The sequence below is a fragment of the Gordonibacter sp. An230 genome, from assembly GCF_002159915.1.
GTDB lineage: Bacteria > Actinomycetota > Coriobacteriia > Coriobacteriales > Eggerthellaceae > Rubneribacter.
This window is the reverse complement of the sequence record NZ_NFJP01000039.1, coordinates 1-26,034: the sequence shown is the minus strand read 5'-3', so window position 1 is coordinate 26,034 and position 26,034 is coordinate 1. Positions and strand designations below refer to the sequence as shown.

General features: G+C 67.4%; 23 protein-coding genes. 19 read left to right on the top strand and 4 right to left on the bottom strand.

Going from position 1 to position 26,034, the window contains the following annotated elements; all coding sequences use genetic code 11:
* Positions 1–137: 137 nt before the first annotated feature.
* Together B5F40_RS14685 and B5F40_RS14680 are read left to right on the top strand one after the other, a co-directional pair.
* Positions 138–923, top strand: a complete 786-nt coding sequence (locus B5F40_RS14685; protein ID WP_087195020.1) for a class B sortase — start codon at positions 138–140, stop codon at positions 921–923.
* Between the two features lie 86 nt (positions 924–1,009).
* Positions 1,010–3,298, top strand: coding sequence for an MSCRAMM family protein (locus tag B5F40_RS14680; protein WP_087195019.1), 2,289 nt, complete (start codon positions 1,010–1,012; stop codon positions 3,296–3,298).
* A 46-nt stretch (positions 3,299–3,344) separates the two neighbouring features.
* On the opposite strand, the gene B5F40_RS16860 is transcribed toward B5F40_RS14680, so the two are convergent.
* A complete protein-coding gene (locus B5F40_RS16860) occupies positions 3,345–3,476 on the bottom strand; it encodes a hypothetical protein (protein ID WP_255396429.1) in 132 nt (43 codons plus the stop codon).
* A gap of 860 nt (positions 3,477–4,336) precedes the next feature.
* Here B5F40_RS16860 and B5F40_RS17005 point away from each other — a divergent pair.
* The 6 genes from B5F40_RS17005 (at position 4,337) to B5F40_RS14655 (ending at position 12,345) form a co-directional block, all read left to right on the top strand.
* A complete protein-coding gene (locus B5F40_RS17005; RefSeq protein ID WP_420870961.1) occupies positions 4,337–4,735 on the top strand; it encodes a TnpV protein in 399 nt (132 codons plus the stop codon).
* Positions 4,736–5,181: 446 nt separating this feature from the next.
* Positions 5,182–9,609, top strand: a complete 4,428-nt coding sequence (locus B5F40_RS14675; RefSeq protein ID WP_446718606.1) for a DEAD/DEAH box helicase family protein — start codon at positions 5,182–5,184, stop codon at positions 9,607–9,609.
* A gap of 97 nt (positions 9,610–9,706) precedes the next feature.
* Positions 9,707–9,961 (top strand): type II toxin-antitoxin system RelB/DinJ family antitoxin, encoded by a 255-nt coding sequence (locus tag B5F40_RS14670; RefSeq protein WP_227154076.1) that lies wholly within the window; start codon positions 9,707–9,709, stop codon positions 9,959–9,961.
* Complete coding sequence (locus tag B5F40_RS14665) at positions 9,962–10,231, top strand: Txe/YoeB family addiction module toxin (RefSeq protein ID WP_087195016.1); 270 nt, start codon at positions 9,962–9,964, stop codon at positions 10,229–10,231.
* Positions 10,232–10,315: 84 nt separating this feature from the next.
* Positions 10,316–10,978 (top strand): DNA methyltransferase, encoded by a 663-nt coding sequence (locus B5F40_RS14660; RefSeq protein ID WP_087195015.1) that lies wholly within the window; start codon positions 10,316–10,318, stop codon positions 10,976–10,978.
* The gene (locus tag B5F40_RS14655) at positions 10,975–12,345 is read left to right on the top strand and encodes a DNA cytosine methyltransferase (RefSeq protein WP_087195014.1); all 1,371 of its coding nucleotides are present in this window, start codon (positions 10,975–10,977) and stop codon (positions 12,343–12,345) included. The genes B5F40_RS14660 and B5F40_RS14655 overlap by 4 nt, the downstream gene beginning before the upstream one ends.
* Here the strand turns inward: B5F40_RS14655 and B5F40_RS14650 are convergent.
* Positions 12,313–12,945 carry a hypothetical protein gene (locus tag B5F40_RS14650; protein WP_087195013.1) on the bottom strand — a complete coding sequence of 211 codons (633 nt, stop codon included), beginning with the start codon at positions 12,943–12,945 and terminating at the stop codon, positions 12,313–12,315. The genes B5F40_RS14655 and B5F40_RS14650 overlap by 33 nt on opposite strands.
* Before the next feature lie 41 nt (positions 12,946–12,986).
* On the opposite strand from B5F40_RS14650, the gene B5F40_RS14645 reads away from it, so the two are divergent.
* From B5F40_RS14645 to B5F40_RS14610, 8 genes are all read left to right on the top strand, one after another.
* The gene (locus tag B5F40_RS14645; protein ID WP_087195012.1) at positions 12,987–13,964 is read left to right on the top strand and encodes a toprim domain-containing protein; all 978 of its coding nucleotides are present in this window, start codon (positions 12,987–12,989) and stop codon (positions 13,962–13,964) included.
* A 136-nt stretch (positions 13,965–14,100) separates the two neighbouring features.
* A complete protein-coding gene (locus B5F40_RS14640; protein WP_013978588.1) occupies positions 14,101–14,430 on the top strand; it encodes a plasmid mobilization protein in 330 nt (109 codons plus the stop codon).
* A gap of 1 nt (position 14,431) precedes the next feature.
* A complete protein-coding gene (locus B5F40_RS14635) occupies positions 14,432–15,781 on the top strand; it encodes a relaxase/mobilization nuclease domain-containing protein (protein WP_087195011.1) in 1,350 nt (449 codons plus the stop codon).
* Entirely contained in the window at positions 15,756–16,484 is a 729-nt protein-coding gene (locus B5F40_RS14630) for a PcfB family protein (protein WP_087195010.1), read from the top strand. The genes B5F40_RS14635 and B5F40_RS14630 overlap by 26 nt, the downstream gene beginning before the upstream one ends.
* A 3-nt stretch (positions 16,485–16,487) precedes the next feature.
* Positions 16,488–17,354, top strand: coding sequence for a hypothetical protein (locus B5F40_RS14625; RefSeq protein ID WP_140396522.1), 867 nt, complete (start codon positions 16,488–16,490; stop codon positions 17,352–17,354).
* Positions 17,351–19,156 carry a VirD4-like conjugal transfer protein, CD1115 family gene (locus B5F40_RS14620; RefSeq protein ID WP_087195009.1) on the top strand — a complete coding sequence of 602 codons (1,806 nt, stop codon included), beginning with the start codon at positions 17,351–17,353 and terminating at the stop codon, positions 19,154–19,156. The genes B5F40_RS14625 and B5F40_RS14620 overlap by 4 nt, the downstream gene beginning before the upstream one ends.
* 3 nt (positions 19,157–19,159) lie before the next feature.
* A complete protein-coding gene (locus tag B5F40_RS14615) occupies positions 19,160–19,498 on the top strand; it encodes a formate hydrogenlyase (protein WP_087195008.1) in 339 nt (112 codons plus the stop codon).
* 34 nt (positions 19,499–19,532) lie between these two features.
* The gene (locus B5F40_RS14610; protein ID WP_087195007.1) at positions 19,533–20,372 is read left to right on the top strand and encodes a hypothetical protein; all 840 of its coding nucleotides are present in this window, start codon (positions 19,533–19,535) and stop codon (positions 20,370–20,372) included.
* A gap of 5 nt (positions 20,373–20,377) precedes the next feature.
* On the opposite strand, the gene B5F40_RS14605 is transcribed toward B5F40_RS14610, so the two are convergent.
* Entirely contained in the window at positions 20,378–21,178 is an 801-nt protein-coding gene (locus B5F40_RS14605; RefSeq protein ID WP_087195006.1) for a hypothetical protein, read from the bottom strand.
* A gap of 7 nt (positions 21,179–21,185) precedes the next feature.
* Positions 21,186–21,632, bottom strand: coding sequence for a TFIIB-type zinc ribbon-containing protein (locus tag B5F40_RS16070; protein ID WP_140396521.1), 447 nt, complete (start codon positions 21,630–21,632; stop codon positions 21,186–21,188).
* Between the two features lie 78 nt (positions 21,633–21,710).
* Between B5F40_RS16070 and B5F40_RS14595 the strand changes: the two genes are divergently transcribed.
* Genes B5F40_RS14595 through B5F40_RS14585 form a run of 3 tightly spaced genes read left to right on the top strand, consistent with a single transcriptional unit; the run spans position 21,711 to position 25,953 of the window.
* A complete protein-coding gene (locus tag B5F40_RS14595) occupies positions 21,711–22,076 on the top strand; it encodes a PrgI family protein (protein WP_087195004.1) in 366 nt (121 codons plus the stop codon).
* The gene (locus B5F40_RS14590) at positions 22,069–24,378 is read left to right on the top strand and encodes a VirB4-like conjugal transfer ATPase, CD1110 family (RefSeq protein ID WP_087195003.1); all 2,310 of its coding nucleotides are present in this window, start codon (positions 22,069–22,071) and stop codon (positions 24,376–24,378) included. The genes B5F40_RS14595 and B5F40_RS14590 overlap by 8 nt, the downstream gene beginning before the upstream one ends.
* A gap of 15 nt (positions 24,379–24,393) precedes the next feature.
* On the top strand, positions 24,394–25,953 hold the full coding sequence (locus tag B5F40_RS14585) for a C40 family peptidase (RefSeq protein WP_087195002.1): 1,560 nt from the start codon (positions 24,394–24,396) through the stop codon (positions 25,951–25,953).
* Positions 25,954–26,034 lie beyond the last annotated feature (81 nt).

Sequence of the window (26,034 nt, the reverse complement as noted above, 5' to 3'; positions counted from 1 at the left end):
CCCCACACCCCACCCCCTTCCCGCGAGGATTACCAGCCGAAGAAAGGATGGGTAGCCCCACGGAAGAAAAGCCACAGAACAGAGTTGGAACCAAGGAAGCGGCTCGCGGAGCCGCTTCCCCGTTTTCCGGAGGAAAAATGACGAACCGAGAGCGTAGGAAACCGAAGAGGCGCGCGGCGTGCTGGCTCGCAGTCGGACTCGCGCTCCTCGTGCTCTGCGGGGGCATGGCGGCGTTCCTGGCATTGGCGGGCGGAAGCGCCTCGTCCGTTGTTCCGAACCCCAGAGGGCAACCCGACGAAACCCTGGCCGCAGCAGGAGAAGGGGCTGGTTCTTCGGCGGGTGCGGACGAAGAGCCCGATGCAGTCGACTGGGAGTACTGGCGCAGCGCCAACCCCGACATCATCGGCTGGGTCAGCGTGGACGGAACCGCCATCGACTACGCCGTGGCGCAGGCCCCGGACGACGATCCCACGTACTACCTCGACCACGACGCCTACCGCTCGTGGAACCCGTACGGATGCCCCTACGTAGACGCGGCGTGCGACGGATTCGAGGGGGCATGCACGGTGGTGTTCGGCCACAACATGGGCTTCGGGGCCACGACTGTGTTCGCCGACTTCGCCCGCTACTCCGACGAGGCGTTCGCACGTTCCCATCCGACCATCACGCTCGCCACCCTCCAGGGAGTGGTGGAGCTCGAGGTGTCCGCCGCCGATGTGGTGGACGGGTCCTCCGCCCTCAAACGAACCGACTTCTCGTCGCCCGAAGAGATGCGCGCCTGGTACGAGCAGCGGTTCTCGGAATGCGACGTCCAAATCGCGAACAACGACAAGGCGTCCCAGCTCTTCGTTTTCGTCACCTGCTCGTACACGACGTACGCCAACGAGCGGACCCTCGTGTACGCCCAGCCTTCGGAAAGCTGACGGGCGCCGGGAGAAGGGAGGTCAGAGATGTAGGCGAAGCAGAGCATCCAACACGCAGCGCCAACCGACAACGCAAGGAGAAACGCATGAAAGCACAGACGACGAACGACCGGGCGGCGGGCAGGGTCCTCCGCTGCATGCTCGCGGCCATCCTCGTCGCAACCGCGGTCTTCGCGGGGTTCTCGTCCCGCGCGGACGTCGCATACGCGGCCGACGAATCGCTCAGCGACGCAACCTGGGAGGAGGTGAAAGGAGAGATAGAGGGCCTGATGGGCACGCCCTACGTTTGGGGCGGGAAGGACACGTCGGGCTGGGACTGCTCGGGCTTCGTGGGATGGGTCATCGCCAACGTGTACGGGCTGGGATGGCCTGGAGGAAGCCCCGGCAACTGCGGAACGGACGCCATCGCCCAGTTCTGCGGGTCCCACGAGGTGTTCCGAGGCTCGTCCGCAGGCGACTACAACTCCGCCTTCGACGCGGGGACGGTGAAGCCCGGAGACGTGATCGTGTTCTCTAACTCGTCCGGGGCGACCGTCCACTGCGCAATCGCTGGGGAGGGCGCAACCGTGTACCACGCCTGGTACGAGGGATTCGGGACGGGCAACTGCCGGTTCGACTACATGTGGGGCATCAACGGCGGCCATGGGAAGGCGTATGCCAGCTTCGTCGTGTACCGCGGGCTTTCCGAAGGCGGCCACATCACGCTCGACAAGACCAGCGCAGACGTCGCCGTGACGGACGGCAACGAGGAATACACCCTCGCGGGGGCGGTGTACGGCGTGTACCAGGGCGGCGAGCTTGTCGCCCAGTTCACCACCGACGAGGCGGGGCACGGGCAGACCTCCGAGAAGCTGCCCAGCGGCGACTACACCGTCCGCGAGATCAGCGCCCCCGACGGCTACGCCCTTTCCCAAGAGGAGTTCGCCGTGACGATATCGGGCGAGGACGCACACGTCGACGCGGCCGACGCGCCCGTGACGGTGGACCTCACGCTCGTCAAGAAGGACGCTGAGACCCTGCTGCCCGATCCCCAAGGCGGCGCGTCCCTCGACGGCGCGGAATACGAGGCGACGTACCTCTACGGCGGGGAGCAAGTGACCGTCGCAGGCGTCGTGGAGAACTCCGAGCTCGTGTTCGAGGGCATCCCGCTCGGAACCGTCACCATCAAGGAGACGAAGGCCCCTGAGGGCTACCTTCCCGACCCGCAGGCCCACGAGATCACCGTCACGGCGGACATGGCGGGCAGCGAATCGGCGGTTTTCGAGTACGAGGTGGCCGACGAGCTCACCGAGCAGGTGGTCCGCGGCGACCTCGAGCTCGTGAAAGTGAGCGAGGGCGACCAGGCCCGCATGGCGGGCATCCCGTTCTCCATCACGAGCGCCGCCACGGGAGAGAGCCACGTCATCGTCACGGATTCGAACGGATATGCCTCCACGGCGGCATCGTGGAACCCCCACACCGCCGACACCAACGGCGGCACCTCCGAATCGGGCGTTTGGTTCGGCGGGGGCGACCCCGACGACGGACTGGGAGCGCTGCCCTACGATACCTATATCGTTGAGGAGCAGCCCTGCGAGGCCAACTCCGACCGAGAGCTCATCCCCGCCTTCGAGGTGAGCGTGTACCGCGACGGCGCGACCGTCGACCTGGGCACTCTCACGAACGCGGACAAGCCGCACGTGTCCCTCTCCAAGACGGACATAGCCACGGGCGAGGAGCTTCCGGGCGCCACGCTCCAGGTGATCGACCCCGGCGGCAACGTGGTCGAGGAGTGGGTCTCCTCGGACGAACCCCATGAGATCGTGCTCGACGAGGGCTCCTACACCCTGCACGAGGAAATCGCCCCGGAGGGCTACCTGGTGGCGAACGACGTCGAGTTCGAGGTCGTGTCGGGCCAGGTCGCCCAGAAGGTGACCATGGAGGACGATTATACGAAGGTCGATTTCGAGAAGATCGACGCCGGCACGGGAGACCTCCTGCTCGGCGCGTCCATGCAGCTGCTCGACGAGAGCGGGAACGTCGTGGCCGAATGGGTGTCTGGGGATGAGCCCCACCGCATCGAGAAGCTCGAGCCTGGCTCGTACACCCTGCACGAGGCCAGCGCGCCCGAGGGCTACGACCTGGCGGCTGACATCGAGTTCGAAATCGGGTCCGTCGGCGAAGTGCAGACGGTATCCATGGCGGACGCCGCCTCCGCAGTCCCCGAAGGCAAGGGCGAGCCGTTCGACAAGACCGGCGTGGACCTCGCGCCGCTCGCGGCGGCGACCGCGGTCGTGGCGGCGGCGGGCCTCGGATGCCTGGCGATCGCCATGAGGCGCGCACGCAAGAAGGACGAGGAGTACCTCGAAGGCACCGAAGGCGGCGAGGAGCGCTAGCCCATCGCAAGCCGGGAGCGGGTCCCCCCGCTCCTTACATAGCCCGTTAGCGGGCGGAGTATCCCGCCGTGGCGCTGTCGAGCGCGGTGTACACCCCGAACGCGACGAGACAGACGTAGGCCGCCAGCGCGACCGCGACCACGGCGACGAGAACCTTCAAAACGAGCTTCAACCTCATGGGAACCTCCCTCGGAACGGCGGGCTCCCGGATTCTACCCCGAGCGGCAAGGCGGGGCATCCCTGCGAACCGAACAAACGCACCCGAAGGAGGCGGCGCATTGGCGAGCACGTATCCGACCATCCAAGAGCTGTACCGCGAAACGCTCTCCAGCTTGAGCGCGAGCCCCGAGGAGTGGAGGGCCTTCCTGGCATCGGCGGGCCGCAACTACAAGCTGACCTTCCCCGAACAGGTCCTCGTCTACGCGCAGAGGCCCGATGCGGTCGCGGTGCTCGAGCTGGAGCGATGGAACAAGGTGTTCGGCCGCAGGGTGCGGCGGGGCTCCGTGGGCATCGCGGTCTTCGGAGAGCCGGGCACGGGCAAGCTGCGCTACTACTTCGACGTGTCGGACACGGCCGCCGGCGAAGGCGCCCGGCCCCTGAACCTCTGGAGCCCCGGGCCGGAAGACGAGCCCGCCATCGAGGAGGCGCTTCGAAGCGCGTTCGGCACCGGGAGCGGATCGGGGGCCGCCGGGGCCATCCTCGATGCCGCGGCGGCCATCCTGGAGCCGGCCGCCGCGCCGCACCTCGAGTCCCTTGGGGAGGCGCGCAGGGGCAGCGGACTCGAGGGGCTGCCGTCCTCCGAGGCCGAGGCCCTGTTCATGGAGCTGGCTGCGGCGTCGGCGGGGTACGAGATAGCGGCGAGGTGCGGCCTGGAGGGGATCCTCCCCGCATCTCCTCGCATGGAAGGCGCGCTCCGCCTGTTCGACACGACGCACTCGATGAGCGTCCTGGGGTGCGCCGTGTCGGACGCCGCCGAAACGGCGCTGCGGGAGCTCGCCGCCGCACGCGGCCCCCGCGCGAATCGCACATTTGCGCCGGATGCGCCCTCCGGGGATAATCCGAATCCTGAACCGGCAGAAAGGAGCGAGGATGAAGCTTTCCTACGAGGAGAGGGACGGAACGACGGTCCCGCGCCTGACGACGGAGGAGAGCCAGGCGGCCCTGGGTCCGTTCGCGGCGATGAGAGACGAGCACCTGAAGGCACGCAAACCGGCCCTCCGGGCGAGCCTGCTGGCCGACGGGGCGCTGACGAGCCATCTGGCCGAGACGGAGAGGCTGGCGCAGGAGATGGCGGACGACCTGACGGCGCGCATGGCGGCGAGCCAGGGAGTGGACGAGGCCATGAAGTCGGCCGACCCGATGGGCTGGGCGGCGAAGATGGGCGCGATCCGGGAGGAGGCGCGCTCGACGGCGATCCGCGAGCTGGTCTTCGCCTAGGACAGGAACCGCCGTCGGCGGGCGGCAGCGAAAGGGCAACGGGGGAAGCGGGCGGTTCGCCCGCTTCCCCCGTTCCAGGGCAGAAACCCGCCGAGCAGGGACAGCTCCCCATCCTCTTCCCGGAGGCCGACCGCGCCGCCAACCGACGGCGCGAGCCTCCGCTCGAGCGCCTGCGCGCAAACATCCTCGCCATCGAGACCCTTCTGCGCGTCGAGGAAGGGGGCGGAGACGCCGGCCCGGGGGAGCTCGCGGCGCTCGCGGGCTACGTCGGATGGGGCGGCCTCGCCGACGTGTTCGACGAATCGTCGACCAAATGGCCGGCCGAACGCGAACGGCTGAGGGCGCTGCTGACCGGCGAGGAGTGGTCCGCCGCGAGGGCGTCCACCCTCACCGCCTTCTACACGCCGCCCGGAATCGTCCGCCCGATATGGGAGGCGATAGAGGCCATGGGCTTCGCGGGGGGCAGCGTGCTCGAGCCGTCGTGCGGCACGGGGGCGTTCTTCAGGGGCATGCCGGAATCGCTCGCGGGAAGCCGGCTCGTCGGCGTGGAGCTCGACCCCCTCACCGCGCGCATCGCCCGAGCGCTCAACCCCGGCTCCGACATCCGCAACTGCGGGTTCGAGGGCGCCGACCTTGCGGACGACTCGTTCGACGTGGCGGTCGGCAACGTCCCCTTCGGGAGCTACCAGGTGGACGACCCGCGCCACAGGGGCGAGGGGCTGCTCGTCCACGACAACTTCTTCGCCCGCGCGCTCGACCTGGTGAGGCCGGGCGGCGTGGTGGCGTTCGTCACCTCGAAGGGCACTCTGGACAAGAAGAGCGGCACCGCCCGCAGGAGGCTTGCGGAAAGGGCCGAGCTCCTGGGCGCGGTGCGCCTGCCGAGCACGGCGTTCGCCCCGCACACCGAAGTCACCGCGGACGTGGTGGTGATGCAGAAGCGCGCGAGGCCCGAGGCCTGCGATCCGGAGTGGGTGCACACAGAGCGCACCGAGACGGGCGTGGAGGTGAGCTCCTACTTCGTCTCCCATCCCGAGATGGTCCTGGGCGAGCTCGCCGCGACGAGAAACGCCTACGGCAGGGCCGACGTCGAATGCCGGGAGAGGCCAGGGAGCGACCTAGAGGCCGATTTGCGCGAAGCCCTCGGCAGGATAGCGGCCAGCATACCAACCCTCGCCGTGCCCGAGCCGGCCCCCTCGGACGGCTCGGTCCCCGCCGACCCGCGCGTGCGCGACTGGTCGTATGCGGAGGAGGGCGGCACCGTCTACTTCCGCATGGGGACGCGCATGCATCCCCAGACGCCCTCGAAGACGGCCGCCGAGAGGATCCGCGGCATGATGGGCGTTCGCGACTGCGCGCGGCGCCTCATCGGGCTCGAGAGCGACGACGCCCCGGAGTCCGAGATAGAGGAGGCGCGCGCCCGTCTGAACGGCCTCTACGACGCCTACACCGCGAAGCACGGCCTTCTGAGCTCCCGCGCGAACGCGGCGGCCTTCAAGCAGGACTCATCCTACCCGCTGCTGTGCGCGCTCGAGGTGCTCGACGAGGACGGCGGCCTCCTCAGGAAGGCCGACATCCTGCGGAAGAGAACCATCAGGCCGAACGTGCCCGTGGAGAGCGCGGACACGCCCCAGGAGGCGCTGGCGGCGTCCCTGTCGGAGAGAGGGAAGGTCGACCTGCCCTATATGGCGCGGCTCACGGGGGTCTCGGAGGACGAGGTGGCTGCGGGGCTCGCAGGCCAGATATTTCGCGCGCCTGACGCCGCCCCGGGGGAGCCCGAATGGCAGCCCGCCGACGAGTACCTGTCCGGCAACGTACGCGCGAAGCTGCGCGTCGCCGAGGCCGCGGCCGCCGCGGATCCCGCCTTCGCGGGCAACGCCGAGGCGCTGCGCGCCGCCCTGCCGCCCGACATCGGGCCAGCGGACATCGGCGTGCGCCTCGGCGCGACGTGGATCCCGCCCGACGACGTGCGGGACTTCATCATCGAGCTCCTGGAGCCGCCCTACTGGGTGCGCGAGCGCATCGCGGTGCGGTACTCGGCCGTCACGGCGCAGTGGCGGATCGAGGGCAAGGGACGCGACGGCTCCAACGTGCGGGCGCTGTCGACCTACGGCACCCGCCGCATGAGCGCCTACCAGATCATCGAGGAGACCCTCAACCTGAAGGACGCGCGCGTGGTCGACTACACGGAGGACGAGAACGGCAGGAAGAAGGCGGTGCTCAACAGGAAGGAGACCGCGGTGGCGCTCGCCAAGCAGGACGCTATCAAGTCCGCCTTCAAGGAATGGGTCTTCTCCGACGCGGCCCGCCGCGAACGGCTGACGGCCGTCTACAACGAGAGGTTCAACTCGACGAGGCCGCGCGAGTTCGACGGGTCGCATCTCCGGTTCCCCGGGATGAACCCCGAGATCGAGCTGAGGCCGCATCAGAGGAACGCCGTTGCGCGCATCCTCTACGGCGGCAACGCGCTCCTCGCCCACGAAGTGGGCGCGGGGAAGACGTTCACCATGGCCGCGGCGGCGATGGAGCTTCGCCGCATGGGGCTGTGCAGCAAGCCGACGTTCGTCGTGCCGAACCACCTCACCGGGCAATGGGCCTCGGAATGGATGCGCCTCTACCCGGCGGCGAACCTGCTCGTGGCGACGAAGCGCGACTTCGAAAGGCAGAACCGCAAGCGGTTCTGCGCGCGCATCGCGTCGGGCGACTGGGACGGCGTGATCATCGGGCACACGCAGTTCGAGAAGATACCGGTCTCGGTGGATCGCCAGCGGGCGTTCATCGAGGAGCAGATAGCCGAGATAGCCGACGGGATCTCCGACCTCAAGGCGCAGAGGGGCGAGCGCTTCGGCGTAAAGCAGATGGAGGCGACCAAGAAGCGGCTGGAGGCCAGGCTCGCCAAGCTGGCAGACCAGTCGGACAAGGACGACGTGCTCACCTTCGAGGAACTGGGCGTCGACCGGATCTTCGTCGACGAGGCCCACTACTACAAGAACCTTTTCTTCCACACCAAGATGCGCAACGTCGGCGGCATCGCCCAGAGCGAGGCCAAGAAGTCCTCCGACCTGTTCATGAAGTGCCGCATCCTCGACCGGCAGACCGGCGGGCGCGGCACCGTGTTCGCCACGGGCACCCCGGTGTCGAACTCCATGGCGGAGCTCTACACGATGCAGCGTTACCTCCAGTACGGCGAGCTGGAACGGCTGGGGCTGTCCCACTTCGACTGCTGGGCCTCGACGTTCGGCGAGACGGTGACGGCGCTGGAGCTGGCCCCGGAAGGCACCGGCTACCGCCAGAAGACGCGGTTCTCGCGCTTCTACAACCTGCCCGAGCTCATGGCGACGTTCAAGCAGGTCGCCGACGTGCAGACGGCAGACATGCTGGAGCTGCCCGTCCCGAGGGTGCGCCTGCGCAGCGTGGCCGTCCAGCCGTCGCCGATCCAGCGCGAGCTGGTGGCGGGGCTCGCGGAGCGCGCCGACGCGGTGAGGGCCGGGCGCGTACCCGCCGAGAAGGACAACATGCTGCTCATAACCAACGACGGGCGCAAGATCGCCCTTGACCAGAGGCTCCAAGACCCGGACCTGCCCGATTTCGCGGGCAGCAAGGTCAACGCCTGCGTGGAGAACGTCCTGCGCATCTGGCGCGACGGAGCGAACGAGCGCCTCACCCAGCTCGTGTTCTGCGACCTGTCAACACCGAAGGGCGGCGCGGGGTTCAGCGTGTACGACGACCTGAGGCGCAAGCTCGTGGAGCGGGGCGTGCCCGATGATGAGATCGCCTTCATCCACGACGCCGACACCGAGGCGAAGAAGCTGGCGCTCTTCGGCAGGGTGAACTCCGGGGCGGTGCGCATCCTCATGGGCTCGACGCAGAAGATGGGCGCGGGGACCAACGTGCAGCGACGGCTTGTCGCGATTCACGACCTCGACTGCCCGTGGCGGCCGGCCGACCTCCAGCAGCGGCTCGGCCGCATCGAGCGCCAGGGGAACATGAACGAGGAGGTCGAAGCGTACCGCTACGTGACCGAGGGCACCTTCGATGCGTACCTGTACCAGGTGGTCGAGGGCAAGCAGCGCTTCATCGGGCAGGTCATGACCTCGAAGTCGCCCGTGAGGTCGGCGTCCGACGTGGATGAGGCGGCGCTCTCCTACGCCGAGCTGAAGGCGCTCGCCACGGGAAACCCGCTCATAAAGGAGAGGATGGACCTCGAGGTGGAGGTGTCCCGCCTGAGGGTGCTGAAGGCGGACCACCTCGCCCAGAGATACGCGCTGGAGGACAAGGCGGCGAGGGAGTACCCGGAGCGGATAGCGGCCCTCGCGTCGCAGGCCGAGAAGCTGGAGGCCGACGCGGAGAGGGCGCGGGCCAACCCGCCGCCCGCGAAGGAAGCGTTCCTCATGGAGGTCCGCGGAACGGTGCAAAGCGGGCGCGCCGCAGCAGGCGAGGCGATCATCGCCGCATGCGGCCTGGCGGCGGACGCTCGGAGCGAGCCCCTGGGCGCGTACCGCGGGTTCTCGCTCGAGCTCTACTTCAACCGCGTCGACGCCGCGTTCGAGGTCGTCATCGTCGGCGACGCGCGCCACAGGTGCGCCATGGGATCCGACCCCTCCGGAATCGTAACGAGGATCGACAACGCGATGGCGAGGATCCCGCGCGAGCTGGAGGACTGCCGCGCGAAGGCCGACGAGGCGAGGAGGCAGCTCGCCGCGGCCCGGGAGGAGGCCTCGAAGCCGTTCCCCCATGAAGAGCGGCTGAGGGAGAAGTCCGCCCGCCTCGCCGAGCTCGACGCCCTCCTCGACATGGGGAAGGGAGGCCCCGAGCTGCTCTGCGATGGCGGCGAAGATGGAAGGCCCGTCGAGAAGGAGCTCCTTATGGAGAGATAGATAATCATTTTGCGCCACATAAGGTGCAATTCAGGTGCATATTGTATAGCATTGATGTACAATCATCGGAAAGGAAGGTTTCTCATTGGGAGGCATCATGGCGACAAGCACGCTCAACATCAGGCTCGACTCCGACCTCAAGCGCGAGCTGGAGGAGGTGTCCTCCGACATCGGCCTCACTCCCACGGCGGTGTTCAACGTGTTCGCGCGGCAGTTCGTGGCGCACCGCGGGTTCCCCTTCGCCGTGACGGCGCCCGTCCCCACCGAGCGCGAGTTCGCGGCCAAGATGGATTCGATCTACCTGTCCATGCTCGAGGGCAACGCGTCCGAGCACGAGCTGGTCGAGGCGTAGATGAGGAAGGTCTGGAGCGATCCCGCCTGGGACGACTACGTATGGTGGCAGTCCCAGGACAGGAAGACACTGAAGCGGATCAACAAGCTCATCAAGGACATCGAGCGGAGCGCCGGCGAGCCCGGCTCCGCCCCCATGGGCAAGGCCGAGCGCCTGAAGCACAGCCGCTTCGGGCTGTCCAGCGTGCGCATAGACGCCGCGAACAGGCTGGTCTACAAGATCGAGGGCGATGCGCTGCTCATCGTCTCCTGCAAGGGGCATTACCAGTAGCCCCTCCAGAAACAACCGAATAAATCAGGACAGGAAGCGCCCGCGGCACAGCCGGGGCGCTTCCTTTATATGCGAAGGAGCCCTATGAAGGTCCTTGAACTTTTCAGCGGCACGCGCTCCATCGGCAAGGCTTTCGAGGCGCGCGGCCACGAGGTCTTCTCGGTGGAGTGGGACGAGTCGCTTCCCGCCGACCTGCACGCCGACATCGAGTTCCTGAAGCCGCGAGACGTCATATGGATGTTCGGCGCCCCGGACGTGATCTGGGCGTCGCCGGACTGCGCAACCTTCTCCATGGCGGGAATCTCCCGCCACAGGAGGAAAAACGCCAACACGGGCAACTTGGACGCGGTGAGCGAATACGCCCTCAAATGCGACCGAGTTGACCTCGCCATGCTCCGCCTCATCCGCGACCTGCGCCCGGCGCTCTACTTCATCGAGAACCCCCGGGCGGGCCTGCGCAAGCAGGACATGATGGCGATCGTCCCGCGCCACACCGTCACCTACTGCCAGTACGGCGCGCGCGTGATGAAGCCGACCGACATCTTCACCAACGCCTCCGACCCGGCCTTCCGCCCGCCCTGCAGGAACGGCGCACCCTGCCACGAGCCGGCCCCGCGCGGGTCGAAGACGGGCACGCAGGGGCTGGCGAACGCGAGGGAGCGCGGCCGGATACCCGACGAGCTGTGCCAGCACATCGTGGAGGTGTGCGAGCGCGAGGTCCCCCTGCGAAGGGCGGCGGGGCTATGAGGTACGTGAGCCTGTTCTCGGGGATCGAGGCCGCCAGCTGCGCATGGGGCCCGCTCGGGTGGGAGGCGGTCGCCTTCAGCGAGATCGACCCCTTCTGCCGCGCGGTGCTCTCGGCGCGTTTCCCGCACGTGCCCAACCTGGGCGATATACGCGAAGTCGATTGGAAGGAGCTGCATGGGAAAACGGACGTCGTCATCGGGGGGAGCCCCTGCCAAAGCTTCTCCGTCGCCGGAAGCCGGACGGGGCTCTCGGGCGAATCCGGCCTCATGCTCGAGTACATTCGGGCTGTACGTGAGATCCGTCCTCGATGCTTCGTGTGGGAGAACGTGCCGGGAGCGCTCTCGTGCGAGGGCGGGAAGGCTTTCGGACTCCTGCTCAGGGAGATGGATGAGGTCGGGTACGGTTTGGCGTGGAGAATTCTGGACGCGCAGTTTTTCGGCCTGGCCCAAAGACGCGAGCGTGTCTTTCTTGTCGGAGTGCTTGGAGACGCGGCCCGTGCCTGCGAAATACTATTTGAGCGCGAGGGCCTGCGCTGGGATACTCCGTCGAGCAAGGAAAAGAGGGCGGCCCTTGCCCGCGCAGCTGGAGGGGGCGCTGGAGCGGCAGGCTTCAAGTTCAACGCCTCCGCAGCCGCGAAGGGGGTGGGATACTCCGACGAGCGCTCGCCGACCGTGACCGCGGGCCGCTGCCCGGCGGTGTGCTTCGGGATCGTGGGCAACGTCATAGACCGCAGCGATACCGCCGGGGGCAACGGCGCCGGGTTCTGCGATCCCGACGAATCGGGGATGTACACGCTCACCGCCGCGGACCGCCACGCCGTCGCCATTCCCGGCGGGGCGACCGAACCCAGGGTGCTGGGAATCGCCTCGACGAACCCCAACGCGTCGGCGTCGGAGGAGCTGTGCGGGTGCATGACGGCGTGCTCCGCGAAGGGGCCGCCGATGGCGTGCCTCTCCGGCGACTCGGCCAACGCCTCGTGCGACATCGAGCTCGCGGGGGCGCTGAAAGTAGGCGGGTCGCCGGCGAACATCGGACCCGTCGCCGCATTCTCCCAGAACGTCCGCGACGAGGTGAGGCTGGTCGGCGAGTCGGGCGACCACGTGGGCGCGCTCGCCGCGCAGCCCGGGACGAAGCAGGCGAGCCACGTGATGCAGGGGCCTGCCGTGAGACGGCTGACGCCGGTCGAATGCGAGAGGCTCCAAGGTTTCCCCGACGGGTGGACCGACGTGGAATACCGAGGCAAACCAGCCCCCGACACCCAGCGCTACAAGGCCTTGGGCAACTCCATGGCAGTCCCGGTCATCGCATGGATCGGGCGGCGGATAGAGGGGGCTTTAGGATGGGCCAGAGAAGGCGTCCTCGAATAATTTACGTCGGTCATCTGGAAGATTTGCAATGAGCAACAATGCCGTTTCTTCGGTGCTTATCAAGCGGGTCCTCTTTGCCCTGAACCCCTCCTCAACATCGAGAAGCCGAGGTGCGGGGGATAGTTGGAGAAGCCCCTCCGTTTCATACAGAAACAGCAGCGATACAAAAAGGCCGCATATCGCATCGAAAGTATTTCGAAGCGTTGCCCTGCGGAAACCTTCGTCCAAATGATGCTTGACCTTGTTGTATGCGGTCCACCATTCGGGAGTCTGAGGATTGTCGAAATCATAGCTTGCCCAAGGCGTGGAGGACAGGCCAAAACGCAAAGACTTCGCTTTGGCGTTTAAGAGCGGAACTCTTTTCCCCTTCACCAAGAACTCGCGATAGCCCTGCTCACTCTTTTTCCTACAGCTGGGATCGATCGTCTTGCACAGTCGCTTCAGCACCGTATCCGTTTCGGAAGCGGCCGCAAGGAGAATCTTCGCATATTGCGTTGAATAGGTGTCGAAGTTTCCTTCGCGAGGCTCAACGAAGGGAATCGTCCTAATGAAGTCCTCCTCGATTGACAGGAAATAATCCCATTCGACCGAAGTCGTCATCCGTACCTCCTCCTTTCCGAAGAAGCTTTTAGGAGTTCATCATGCCATATATACCTCCCGAGGTCGTCTCCGAAATCAAGCGGATAGACCTCCTCACCTACCTCAGGGAGCGCGAGCCCGACGAACTCGTGCGGGTGTCGCCTGCCGCCTTCTGCACAAAGGAGCACGACAGCCTGAAAATCTCGAACGGCAAGTGGTACTGGTGGAGCCGCGGGATCGGCGGCAGGAGCGCGCTCGACTTCCTCGTCAAGGTGCGCGGGATGTCCTTCCTCGACGCGGCCGAGCATCTGCTCGAAGGGAGCCCGGCCATCTCGCCCGCGCGGCTCCGCGAGCCTCCCGAGCGCGCCGCCCCGCCCGGACGCCAGCCGTTCCGCCTGCCGCGCCGCTGCGCGGACGACGAGGCGGCGCGCTACCTGCGGTCGAGAGGCGTATCCGAAAGCGTCGCGGCCGAACTCATGAGTCGCGGCGACGTCTACGGCACGTTGCGAAAAGGGTCGCCCCACGCCGTGTTCGTCGGGCGCGACCCTTCCGGCGCCCCGCGCTACGCGGCGCTGCGCTCGTGCAGGGGAAGCTACAAGGGCGAGGCGCCCGGCTCCGACAAGCGCTTCGCCTTCAGCCTCCCTGGCGGCAGGCCCGACGGGCGGCTCCACGTGTTCGAGTCGGCCATCGACGCCCTCAGCTTCGCCACCATCGTGGAGATCGAGGGCGGCGAGTGGCGCGGGCGGGCGATGCTGTCTCTCGGCGGGGTGGCGGTGCCGCGCTCGGCGGACGGCGGGCCGGGCCTGCCTGCCCCGCTCAGGCAATACCTCGACGACCATGGCGGAGACGTTCGCGAAGTCAGGCTGCACCTCGACAACGACGACGCCGGCAAATCGGCGGCGACGGCGGTCGCACGCGCGCTGGAGGCGCGGGGGGTCCCCGCGCGGATCGCGCACCCGCCTGCGGGGAAGGACGTGAACGAGTTCCTGACGACGAGGTACTCGCGCGGGGCGAGGGCCGATGCGGGCAGGGCGAGGTGAGGCCCCTCTCTCGGCGGGTCGCGGAGCCCGCCGCCCCTGCGGCGGAACGCCGCCACGTACCAGCAAGCAACGCCGAATGCTGGCATTCGGCCGAGGCAGGGGGATCCCCTGCAACCCCCGCAGAGGAGGCGGTCCCGTGGAAAGACGGACGCGGAAGGCGACGGTGAGGCTCACCGAGGACGAGCTGGCCCGGCTGAAGGCGGCCGCGGGGGCGGCGGGCTGGTCGCAGGAGGCATACCTGCGGGCGCTCATAGGCGGCATCGAGCCGAAGCCCAAGCCCCCGCCCGACTACCTGGCGATGGCGCGCGAGCTGCATGCGATAGGGAGCAACCTCAACCAGATAGCCCGCAAGGCGCATGTCCTGAACGTCGTGGACGCCGCGCGCTACGACGCCGAGGCGCGGAAGCTGGAGGCCGCGCTCGCCGAGATAGCTGCGGCGGTCAAGGAGCCGGGAAGGAGGGGCTGAATTGGCCGTCACTTCGATATGGAAGGTGGAGGGGCGGCTCGCCCGCGTGCTGGGCTACGCGGAGAACCCGGCCAAGACCGAGGGCGCGCCCGACGAGTGGGAACGCCAGGGCGTTGGCGCCGCGATCCTCTACGCCGCGGACCCCGGCAAGACCGAGGAGCAGCGCTACGTCTCCGGCGTCAACTGCCTGCCCGAGACGGCGCTCGCCGAGATGAACGCCACCAAGCGGCAGTACGGCAAGGAGGGCGGCATCGTCGCGTTCCACGGCTACCAGGCGTTCGCGCCCGGCGAGGCGGACCCCGAGACCGCGCACGAAATCGGGGTGGCGCTCGCGCGGGAACTGTGGGGCGCGCGGTTCGAGGTGGTGGTGGCCACGCACCTGGACAAGGCGCATCTGCACAACCACTTCGTCATCAACTCCGTCTCCTTCGCCGACGGCAGGCGCCTCCACCGCGATACCGCCTGCTACCGGGCCATGCGCGGCGCGTCCGACAGGCTGTGCCGGGGGCGCGGCCTGTCGGTGGTCGACCGCCCGGAGCCGGGGAGGTCGAGGCACTACGCGGAGTGGCGCGCCGAGCGCGACGGCAGGCCGACGTGGCGCTCCCTCGTGAAGGCCGACGCGGACGAGGCCGTGGCGCGCGCGTCCACCATGCGCCAGTTCTACGCGAACCTGCGGGCGATGGGCTACGAGGTGAAGACGGGCAAGGACATCTCCGTGCGCCCGCCCGGCAAGGAGCGCTTCGTACGCCTGCGCCGCAACTTCGGGGACGGGTATTCCTACGAAGGCATATCCGCGCGCATCCTCTCGAGCGCCCGCCCCCGCCTGCCAGTGGGCAGACCCAGACCGACCCGTGCGAAGCCCACGCCCGTCCCGGCCCGCTCCCTCGTGAGCCTGTACCGGCGCTACATGGCGATGCTCAACGCTCCGCGCCGCCAGGGCGCGGGCGGCCCCCGCATGCACTTCCTGCTGCGCGAGGACCTCCGCAACCTCGACGCGATCTCGCGAGAGCTGGCGCTGCTCACGCAAAACGGGATCGAGACGGAGGGGCAGCTACTCGCCCACGAAGAGGCGCTCAAAGAGCGCATGGCGGCCCTGGACGGCGAACGGCGCGCGCTGCGAAACGAGGCGAGGCGCCTCCGCAGGGCGCGGGGAGAGCCGGCGGCGCCGAACCCGCGGATCGCGGAAATCGCCGCGGAGCTGAAGGGCATCAGGCGGGACCTGGGGCTCTGCGACGGCATCCGCGAAAGGGGCCCGGGGCTCGCGCGGCGCATCGCGGAGGTCGAGCGCGGCGGGCGGGACGAAACGGAAAGGAAGGAGACAGAGCATGGACGCATCGAGCGAAGCCGCTGACCAGATCGTGCGCATGACCCTCCAAGGCGCCGAGGTGGCGCTGCGCATCACGGGAGCGGGCGCTAGGGACGCCGCCGCGATGCTGGCGGCCGCGATGGCGAGCAGCCAGAAGACGCGCGGCAAGGCGCGGCTCGCCGCGCTCCTCCGGTCGGGCAAGGAGCTGCGCGTGTTCCCGATACGGCGCGCCGACCTGGGCACCTTCGCCCGGGAGGCGCGCCGCTACGGCATCGTGTACACCGTCGTCAAGCAGAAGGACGATTCCGAATCGGTCGACCTGCTGGTGCGGGCCGAGGACGCGAGCAAGGTGAACCGCATAGCCGAGCGGCACGGGTTCGCCCGCGTCGCCCGCGACGCGCCCCCGAGGGGGCCAGGAAGCCGGAACGGCCCCGGGGAACCTTCGGAGAGCGCGCCCGAGCCGGAGGTGCCGAGCCCTCATCGGGCCACGGACGCCCCCTCTCTCGAGGACCTGCTCGCCCCTCCGGCGAAGGAGGGCGGCGCCCCTTTAGCAGACCGCCCGGGGAAAGGGACTCGGTCAGAGCCTACATCCGGGAGAAGTCGGCCATCAGGAGGGGCTGGTGAACCGATCCCCCGCAACGGGGGGAAGCCGTCGGTCAGGGCCGAGATGGCGTCCATCGCCGCCGGCAGGAAGGCGCCGGCGGGCGGGCGCGGGGCGAGGCCGCGCGCAGCGGAGAAAGGAAGGTAGCCCATGGAAAGCGACATCTACGAGATGATGGGGACGCGGGCGGAGGGCCCGCCGGGGGCCCAGCCCTTCGACAAGCGGGCGTGGGCGGAGCGGAAGCGGCAGGAGCGGCAGGAGGCGTTCGCGCGGGCGGACGCCGCCGCCCTCCGGGCGAACTCCGACCCGGCCGCGCTCGAATCGTACCTGCGCGTCGCCGCGGCGCTCCCGCACCATTCCGCGACCAACATCCTGCTCATAGCCGACAGGATGCCGGGCGCGACGCGCGTCGGCACCGCCGACCACTGGCGGAGACTGGGCGCGGCGGTGAAACGCGGGGAGAAGGCCATCCACATCATAGAGCCCACGAAGGAGTACGTGCGCGACGACGGGAGCATCGGAGTCCTGTACGACGTGCGCAAGGTGTTCGACGTCTCGCAGACGACCGCGCGCGCCCGCCTGCCGCGCAAAGCCGACCCCCACGCCGCGCTCGCCTCCCTCGTATCCCACCCTCCCGCCAGGATAGAGCCCTCGGACGATCTCGGCGGGCCCTCCGCGGAATACGACCACGCCGCCGGCGTCATCCGGGTGCAGCGAGGCCTCGACGAGCCGCAGCTGCTCCGCGCGCTCACGACGGAGGCGGCGCATGCGGCCATGGCCCGAGGCGGAGAGGGCTACGACCGGGACGCCCGCGCGGCGCAGGCGGACCTGGCCGCGAACATCGTCGCCCGGCGCCTCGGCCTCGGCGAGCCCGCCGCCTTGGCGCCCCCCGCCCCGCCGGGGGCGGATGCGCGGGAGGTGCGGGCCGCGCTCGACGAGATCGGCAGGGCCGCGCGCGACCTGTCCGACAGGATGGCCCCGCCCGAGCGGGGCCGCGAGAGATCGGACGCGCGATGAGGCGGCCCTCGGCGGGGAAGGTCGCCGCCTGGGCGGCGGGCACGCCCCTCGCCGCCTTGGCCGGCCTCGTCGTCGCGCCCGCGCTCGAAGGCGGGCTCTCGCTCCCCGCGCTCGCGGCGTCCCTCGCCGACCCGCTTTCGGCCGGGCTCGTCCCGGGCAGCGCGCGCTGCGCCGCCCTGTTCGCCGCCGTCTACGCGGCGTGCGCGGGGGCGTATCTGCTCACCAGGAGAAACCTGCGTCCCGGCGAGGAGCACGGCAGCGCCGAGTGGGGGGACCCGCGCGCCATAGCCCGGCGATACCGCGGGCGCGACCCCTCCGGCGACAAGCTGCTCACCCGCAGCTTCCGCATGAGCTACGACACGCACGCGCACCGCAGGTCCATGAACACGCTCGTGGTGGGCGGCTCCGGCGCGGGCAAGACGCGCGGGTTCTGCCTGCCCAACGCCGCGCAGGGAAACGTGTCGATGGTGGTGCTCGACCCCAAGGGCGAGATCGTGCGCACCGTGGGCGGCCTGCTCGAGGCCAAGGGCTTCGAGGTGAGGGTGCTCGACCTCGTGGACATGGGCAGGTCGCACTGCTACAACCCGCTCGCCTACGTGCGCGACGACGCCGACGCCCAGCGGCTCAACACCAACCTGTTCAAGGCGACCACGCCGAAGGGCTCGCAGAGCCAGGACCCCTTCTGGGACACGGCCGCGGGCATGCTGCACCTGGCGTTGCTGCTCTACCTGAAGCACGAGGCCCCGCCCGAGGAGCAGAACTACGCCACCCTCATGGAGATGCTGCGCGCGGGCGAGGTGCGCGAGGACGACGACGATTACGCGTCCGTCCTCGACGAGCTGTTCGACCGGCTGGAGATGAGGGACCCCGGCCACATCGCGCTGAAGTACTACCGTAGCTACCGGTCGGGATCGGCTAAGACCCTCAAATCCATCCAGGTGACGCTCGCCTCGAGGCTCGAGAAGTTCAACCTCGACGGCCTGGCGTCGCTCACCGCCGCCGACGAGCTCGACCTGCCCTCGCTCGGCGAGCGGAAGGCGGCCCTGTTCGCGGTGATACCCGACAACGACACCAGCTTCAACTTCATCGTGTCAATGCTCTACACCCAGCTGTTCCAGCAGCTGTTCGCGCTCGCCGACGGCAAGTACGGCGGCCAGCTGCCCGTCCACGTGCACTTCCTGATGGATGAGTTCGCCAACGTGAGCCTGCCCGACGACTTCGAGAAGATACTGTCCACCATGCGCGGCCGCGGCGTGTCGGCGTCGATCATCATCCAGAACATGGCCCAGATCAAGGCGCTGTTCGACAAGCAGTGGGAGTCCATCGTGGGCAACTGCGACGAGTTCCTGTACCTGGGCGGAAACGAGCAGTCCACCCACAAGTACGTAAGCGAGCTGCTGGGCAAGGAGACCATAGACCTGGACACGCACGCGAAGAGCACCGGACGGGGCGGCAGCTGGTCCACCAACCAGCAGATCGCGGGCCGCGAGCTCATGACCTCCGACGAGGTGCGCATGCTCGACAACTCCCGCGCGCTGCTGTTCGTGCGCGGCGAGCGTCCCATGCTCGACTTCAAGCTGGACATATCGCGCCACCCCAACGCGCGCCTCACCGCCGCCGGAGGGGCGGCCCCCTACGAGCACGGAAGGTGCGACAGGGCGACCGCCAGCGTGGCGGCGGGCGCCCCTCCGGCCCCCGCCGCACCCGTCCTCCAGTCGACCGGAGGCGCCGTCGTCCTCGACGAGACCGAAACGGAAGAGCTTCTCGCCGCCGAGGCGGCGGGAGCAAAGGAAGGAGAATAGCCTATGGAAAGAGAAGAAAAGCCGGCAGCCGCGCGCGCGGGAAGGACGCGGCTGCTCGCTCGCGCGGCACTCGTCGTCTGGTCCGTCTCGTTGCTCGCACTCGTCCCCGCGGGCGCGGCGTTCGCAGTCACCGACCCCCTCGCCGCAGTGGAGAACCTATCCACGTTCATATTCGGCCTCATCAGGGCCATAGGCCTCATCCTGCTCGGGTTCGGGGTGGTGCAGGTCGGGCTGTCCCTCAAAAGCCACGACCCCTCCCAGCGCGCGAACGGATTCCTTACGCTCGCGGGCGGCGTGATCATCACGTTCGCCAAGGAAATCCTCGACCTGATCGTGGGGTAACTCGAAACGCAACGTCCCGAAAGGAGGCCGCAGCTTGGAATCCGACAACTGGATAGTGCACAACCTCCAGGGCGCGCTCGACACATGGAACGAGAAGATGGGCGAGATAGTGGGACTGCTCACCGCGGCTCCCTCCGAGTTCAAGGGCGGAGGGATCTGGGACGCGATCCTCTCCATCCACGGCGCCGTGCAGGCGGTGGGAATCGCGCTGCTCGTCCTGTTCTTCCTGTCGGGCCTCGTGAAGACCTGCGGCTCCTTCACCGAGGTCAAGCGCCCTGAAGTCGTGCTGAAGCTCTTCGTGAGGTTCGTGCTGGCCCACGCAGCCGTCGTGTACGGGCTGGAGCTCATGATGGCGTTCCTCGACGTGGTGCAGGGTCTCATAGCGTCGATGATGGACGCCGTGGGGTTCTCCTCGACGTCTCCGAGCGCGCTGCCGCCCGAGATGATAGAAGCCATCGAAGGAGTGGACTTCCTCAACTCCATACCGCTCTGGGCGGTCACGCTGCTCGGCGGCCTGTTCATCACGGTGCTCTCGTTCGTCATGATCCTGTCGGTCTACGGCAGGTTCTTCAAGATATATATGTACACCGCGCTCGCGCCGATACCCCTGTCCACCTTCGCCGGGGAGCCGAGCCAGTCCGTCGGCAAGGCATTCCTCAAGAGCTACGGGGCGGTATGCCTGGAGGGCGCGGTCATCCTGCTCGCCTGCGTGATCTTCTCGCTGTTCGCCTCGGCGCCCCCCGTGGTGGACGCCGAGGCGCCCGTGGTGACCCAGGTGTGGTCCTACGTCGGCGAACTCGTGTTCAACATGCTGGTGCTCACGGGCATGGTCAGGATGGCCGACCGCGTGGTGCGGGAGATGATGGGGCTGTGAGAGGCTTAGAAAAAGGGGCTGAAAAACTCCTCTATCCTATCAACGAGGGCAAGAACCTGTGCGCTGGAGGCACAAGCGGAGCCTACTTTCTTAATCGCACCGAGAGCCGTTGCAACTGCAGCCTTTACAGGATGCCCCGACTTCGCCTGCTCCTCTAGCACTTGTACGTTGTAAAGAACCATCCCCTTGTCCTCCTCGGCAAGAGACATGGCGATTTCCCGCAGAGCGGCAATTTCGTTTTCGATTTCAGGATTGGACGATACGAACGACTGGTTGCCGGTAATTGACGCCGATCCTGATGCCGCCACTATCTGCACGTCGCTTGACCCCTCGACGGTGACGATTTGCTGGCCTTTCTGGTCTAAACCCATCTCGATCCCCTTCATCTTTAGGTGGTTCTCGATATGTTCGATAAGGAGGAAAGCGACTTCTTTAAGGAAGTTTCCCACCATGACATCGTATTTCCTCGAGCCGTGTCCGTACCTGTAGAAGAAAAGATCGGCGCCATCGATCCCCCTTCGCCTCATGTCGCGAAGAATAAACAGTATCCTGGCAACTTCGTCTTCGGTGGTCCCTCCGACCACTTCGAACGGCGACCATGCGCTTTGCCTTGCACGATCTACCATGGATTCGGCATCGGCTTCGCTCATCGTCGAAATATCCAGGCAGCCATTAACGTACTCGCAGATCATGGGCTCTTCCTCAAGGAACCTGAGGAATGTCGCAAGGTTTTCCTTAAACTGGCCGGACGTCGATCTCATGAATCGGCTCGCCTGCGCATGAAAGAGGAAAAGTGTCTTTCTCAAGGTCGTATCATTGCTCATTGAAATTGGTCACCCCGCAATACGGACATGTCCATGCTGAGAACGACAGGGACGCGGACACCTTTGAACGTCTGCGGCAATGCGCGCACAAAACGACATCAAGATCGCTTATTTCAGGGATAATCTTCGGTTCGGGCTTCGACTTGATTTCGTTCGCCCTGAAACGCACAGCTTTGCCCCGGCTTCTTCTTTCGGCTTTTTTCATCTCTTTGTTTATTGCGTCTATAACGGCATTGCCGATTCGCGCCTCAATGGCTTCCTCGATTTCTTCTGGGATGAAGGTATCAGATGCCATTCCGCATTTTGGGCATCTGATCTCGAGAACCGATTCGCTTTCTGCCTCAACGGGGTCGATAGCAAACCTTTCGCTGCATAACGGGCACTGAGCAGGGGAGAACCCGTCTGCGTCGTTTGGAATCTCAAAAGAAAGCTTCATGTGAGGGAAAGCCTCCTTCTTTCACATGTACGTACAACTGTTCGCATTATATCACTATGCCGATGAAAGGAGACTCGCATGGAAGTGAAGGTCAACCGGGAGATACGGGATTACACGGAGGGGGTGTTCTTCGGCCTCTCGCTGCGGCAGTGCGCGTTCGCCGTCCTGGCGTGCGCCACCGCAGTCGGGCTGTATTTCGGCCTGTCGCCCTGGCTGGGGCTGGAGACGCTCTCCTGGATCTGCGTGCTGGGCGCCGCGCCGTTCGCGGCGCTGGGATTCGTCACCTGGCATGGGATGACGGCGGAGCGCGCGGCGTGGGCGTGGGTCAAGTCGGAGCTCCTCACCCCGAGGGAGCTCCCCTCGAGGCCCCGGAACCTCTACGCCGGCGCCGCGGGCGCTGGGCGCCGGCGCGCCCGCGGCGGGAAGGGAGGCGGCCGTGCCTAACGTCTCCACGAGGCTCCGCAAGGGCAAGGGAGCCCGATTCAAGCCGCCCCGCACCTCCCAGGACGCCGTGCCCGTGCGCCGCGTGTGGCCCGACGGCGTGTTCCTCACCGACGACCGCCGATTCGCCAAGACGTGGAGGGTGAGCGACGTGAACTACGCCGCCGCGTCCAAGGAGGACAAGGAAGCGATGTTCCTCGACTACTCAGGACTGCTCAACTCGTTCGACTCCGACGCCCAGACGAAGATCACCGTCGCGGTGCGCAGGCTCGACGCCGAGGCGTTCGGGCGGAGCGCGCTGATCCCCCGCAAGGACGACGGCCTCGACCGCTACAGGGACGAGATCAACGGCATGCTCGTGGAGAAGGCGACCGGTGCCGACGCCGTGGTGCGGGAGATTTACGTGACCGCTGCGGTCGAGCGCAAGGGCGTCCAGGAGGCGCGCGCGTACTTCAACCGCGCATCCGCAGAGATGGGGTCGCACCTCGCCCGCCTCGGGGCCCGCTGCGACGAGCTGCGGGCGGAGGACAAGCTGCGGCTGCTCCATGGCTTCTACCGGGGCGACGGGGAGTTCGCCTTCGACATGCGCTCCAGCATGCGGAGGGGCCATTCGTTCAAGGATGCCGTCGCGCCGGAAGGCGTGGGGGTCCGTTCGGACCGCCTCCAGGTAGGCGGACGGTGGGCGCGCGTGCTCTACCTTGCTGACTACGCCTCATATATCGACGACGGTTTCGTGTCCGAGCTCACCGACCTTAAGCGCCCGCTGGCGCTCTCCATCGACGTGTCGCCCGTGCCCACGGACGAGGCGGTGAGGGAGGTGGAGAAGCGGCTGCTCGGCGTGGAGACCAACATAACCAACTGGACGAGGCGGCAGAACGCGAACATGAACTTCAACGTGGTCGTCCCTTACGACATGGAGCAGCAGCGCAAGGAGAGCCGGGAATTCCTCGACGACCTGGTGTCGCGCGACCAGCGCATGATGCTCGCCACGGTCACGCTCGCCCATTTCGCGGATACCCCCGAGCAGCTCGATGCCGACACGGAGGCGCTGCTGTCCTGCGCGCGCAAGCACCTGTGCCGCCTGGCGGTGCTCCGCTTCCAGCAGCTCGACGGGCTGTCCACCGCGCTGCCAATAGGGCTGCGCAGAATAGACGCGGTGCGGACGCTCACCACGGAGAGCCTGGCGGTGCTCATGCCGTTCCGCGTGCAGGAGATCATGGACGAGGGCGGGGTGTGGTTCGGCGAGAACGCCATCTCCCGCAACCCCATCCTCTGCGACAAGTCCAGGCTGCTGAACCCCAACGCTTTCATCCTGGGCGTGCCGGGATCCGGCAAGAGCTTCTCGACCAAGGAGCTCATAGCCATGCTGGCGCTCTCCACCGACGACGACATCATCATCTGCGACCCGGAGCGAGAGTACGCGAGCCTCGTCGAGGCCCTTGGCGGCGAGGTGGTGCGCATAGCTGCGGGCAGCCCTCATCACATCAACGCGATGGACATGGTGGAGGGCTACGGCGAGGGAGGCAACCCGGTGGCCGACAAGAGCGAGTTCGTCCTCTCCCTGTTCGAGCAGCTCGACCGTCGGGGGCTCGGGCCACAAGCCAAGTCCATCGTCGACCGCTGTACCTCCGCCGTGTACGCCGACTACCTGTGCGGCGGTGAGCCGCCGACGCTCGTCCACCTCCGGGACAAGCTGCTCGCGCAGCCGGAGGACGAGGCGCGCGAGCTCGCGCTGTCGCTGGAGCTGTTCACCTCGGGCACGCTGGACGCGTTCGCCCACCCCACCAACGTAGACACGAGGAGCCGCCTGCTCGTGTACGACATCATGGAGCTCGGACGGCAGCTGAAGACCATGGGGCTGCTCGTCATCACCGACGCCATGATCAACCGCGTCACCGACAACTGGCGCGCGGGCAAGCGCACGCACATCGTTATCGACGAGTTCCACGTCGTATTCGAGAACGAGTACTCGGGTGCGTTCTTCAACAGCGCGTGGCGGCGCTTCCGCAAGCGCAACGCGTTCCCCACTGCCATCACGCAGAACGTGGAGTACCTGCTCGACTCGGTGCTTGCCTCCACGATGCTGTCGAACTCGGAGTTCATCGTGATGCTCAACCAGGCGGCGGCCGACCGCGAGAAGCTGGGCAAGCTCCTCAGCATCAGCCGCGAGCAGATGGGCTACATCACCAACGCCGATGCGGGCTGCGGTCTGCTCCGCTACGGCAGCGCGCTGGTGCCGTTCGTGAACCGGTTCCCGAAGGACACGGAGCTCTACCGGCTGATGACCACCAAGCCAGGAGAGTGAGGGAAGGAGCGGGATTTGCCGACCGACATCAAGAAGCGCGCCGCCACGAGGGGGATAAAGGAGCTTGACCGAGGGGTCCTGCTCGGACAGGCCGTGAGGCAGGCATCCGTTACCACGAAGGGCGTCGTCGGGAGCCGCGGATCCGGCGAAGAGACGGAGGGAGAATGGTCGGCCGCCCAGAGGGAATCGGATCGCATCGCGCAGCTCGGCGCAAGAACCCTGCGGAAAGGTGTTCGCGCGTTCGGGAGGGCTCCAGGGCGCAGGACGGCGATGGAGTGCCGCGCGGGCATGGGCGCAGGACGGAGCAAGAGCAGCAGGGACGAGACCGAGCGCGAAGCGCCGATACGCGACATCCGCCGCCGCAGCGAGGCCCGCATGGGAAGGCGGGCGGCGGAAGCGGCCCGCTCCAGCGTGCGCAGCCGCGCACAGGGGGCTGCTCGGGCAAGGACGGCCGGCTCGGCGCACCAGGCCGCGCGGACGTCGCGCCGAACGGCCCGGGCATCGCGGGCCGCGGCGACGCGGTTCGCGAGGATGGCGGCGCTCCAGGCCCGCGCGGGCATCGCCGCGCTGGGCAGTCTGGGCGCCGTGGCCGCAGTCGCGGTGGTGGTCATCTGCCTCGTCGGACTCGTGGCCGCCTCGGCATTCGGCATCTTCTTCTCGGGAGGCGACATGGGCGACGGCAACCCGACGCTGCGCGAGGCGGTGGCCGCGCTCGATGCCGAGCACGAGGCGCGCATCGAGCAGAAGAAGGCTTCCGAGGCGCATGACGAGGTGGCTCTGTCGGGGAGCACGACCCCGTGGAGGGACGTTCTCGCCGTGTTCGCCGTGAAGGTCGCCGCCGACCCCTCCGACCCGCGAGACGTCATCACCTTGGACGACGCCCGGATGGATTCGCTCCGGAGCGTGTTCTGGGACATGAATTCCATCGAGGTCAGTTTGGAGGAGCGGCAGGTCACGGAAGTCGGAAACGAGGAGGGCGACGCCGGGGAGACCGGCACCGTGAAAGTGCTGAGGATCACCCTCACGAGCAGGACGGCCGACGAGATGGCGGACGCGTACGGCTTCGATACCGAGCAGCGCGAGATACTGTCGGAGCTCCTCGATGAGCGCTACGACGCGGCGTGGCGAACTGTCCTGCACGGCGTGGCGGGCGACTCGGGCGAGATTGTGGAGGTTGCCGCGAGCCAGATCGGCAACGTCGGCGGCCAGCCGTACTGGTCGTGGTACGGGTTCGGCAGCCGTGTGGAGTGGTGTGCCTGCTTCGTCAGCTGGTGCGCGAACGAGTGCGGGCTGATCGAATCGGGCGCCGTCCCCAAGTTCTCCTACTGCCCCACGGGCGTGCAGTGGTTCAAGGACGCCGGGCTGTGGAGAGCGGGCGGCGAAGAGCCCCAGCCTGGCGACATCGTGTTCTTCGACTGGGAGGGCGACGGAACGTCCGACCACGTGGGAATCGTGGAATCCTGCGACGGGCGCACAGTGGAGACCATCGAGGGGAACTCGGGCGATGCGTGCAGGAGGAACGCCTACGATGTCGGCAGCGCTTCGATCATGGGATACGGCACGCCCATGTATTAAGGTTCCTCGGCCCACCTCGCCAGGGGCGGCAGCCCGAGGGAGCGCAGGGCGGCGTCGCACCCGTAGACGGTGAGGCCGCCC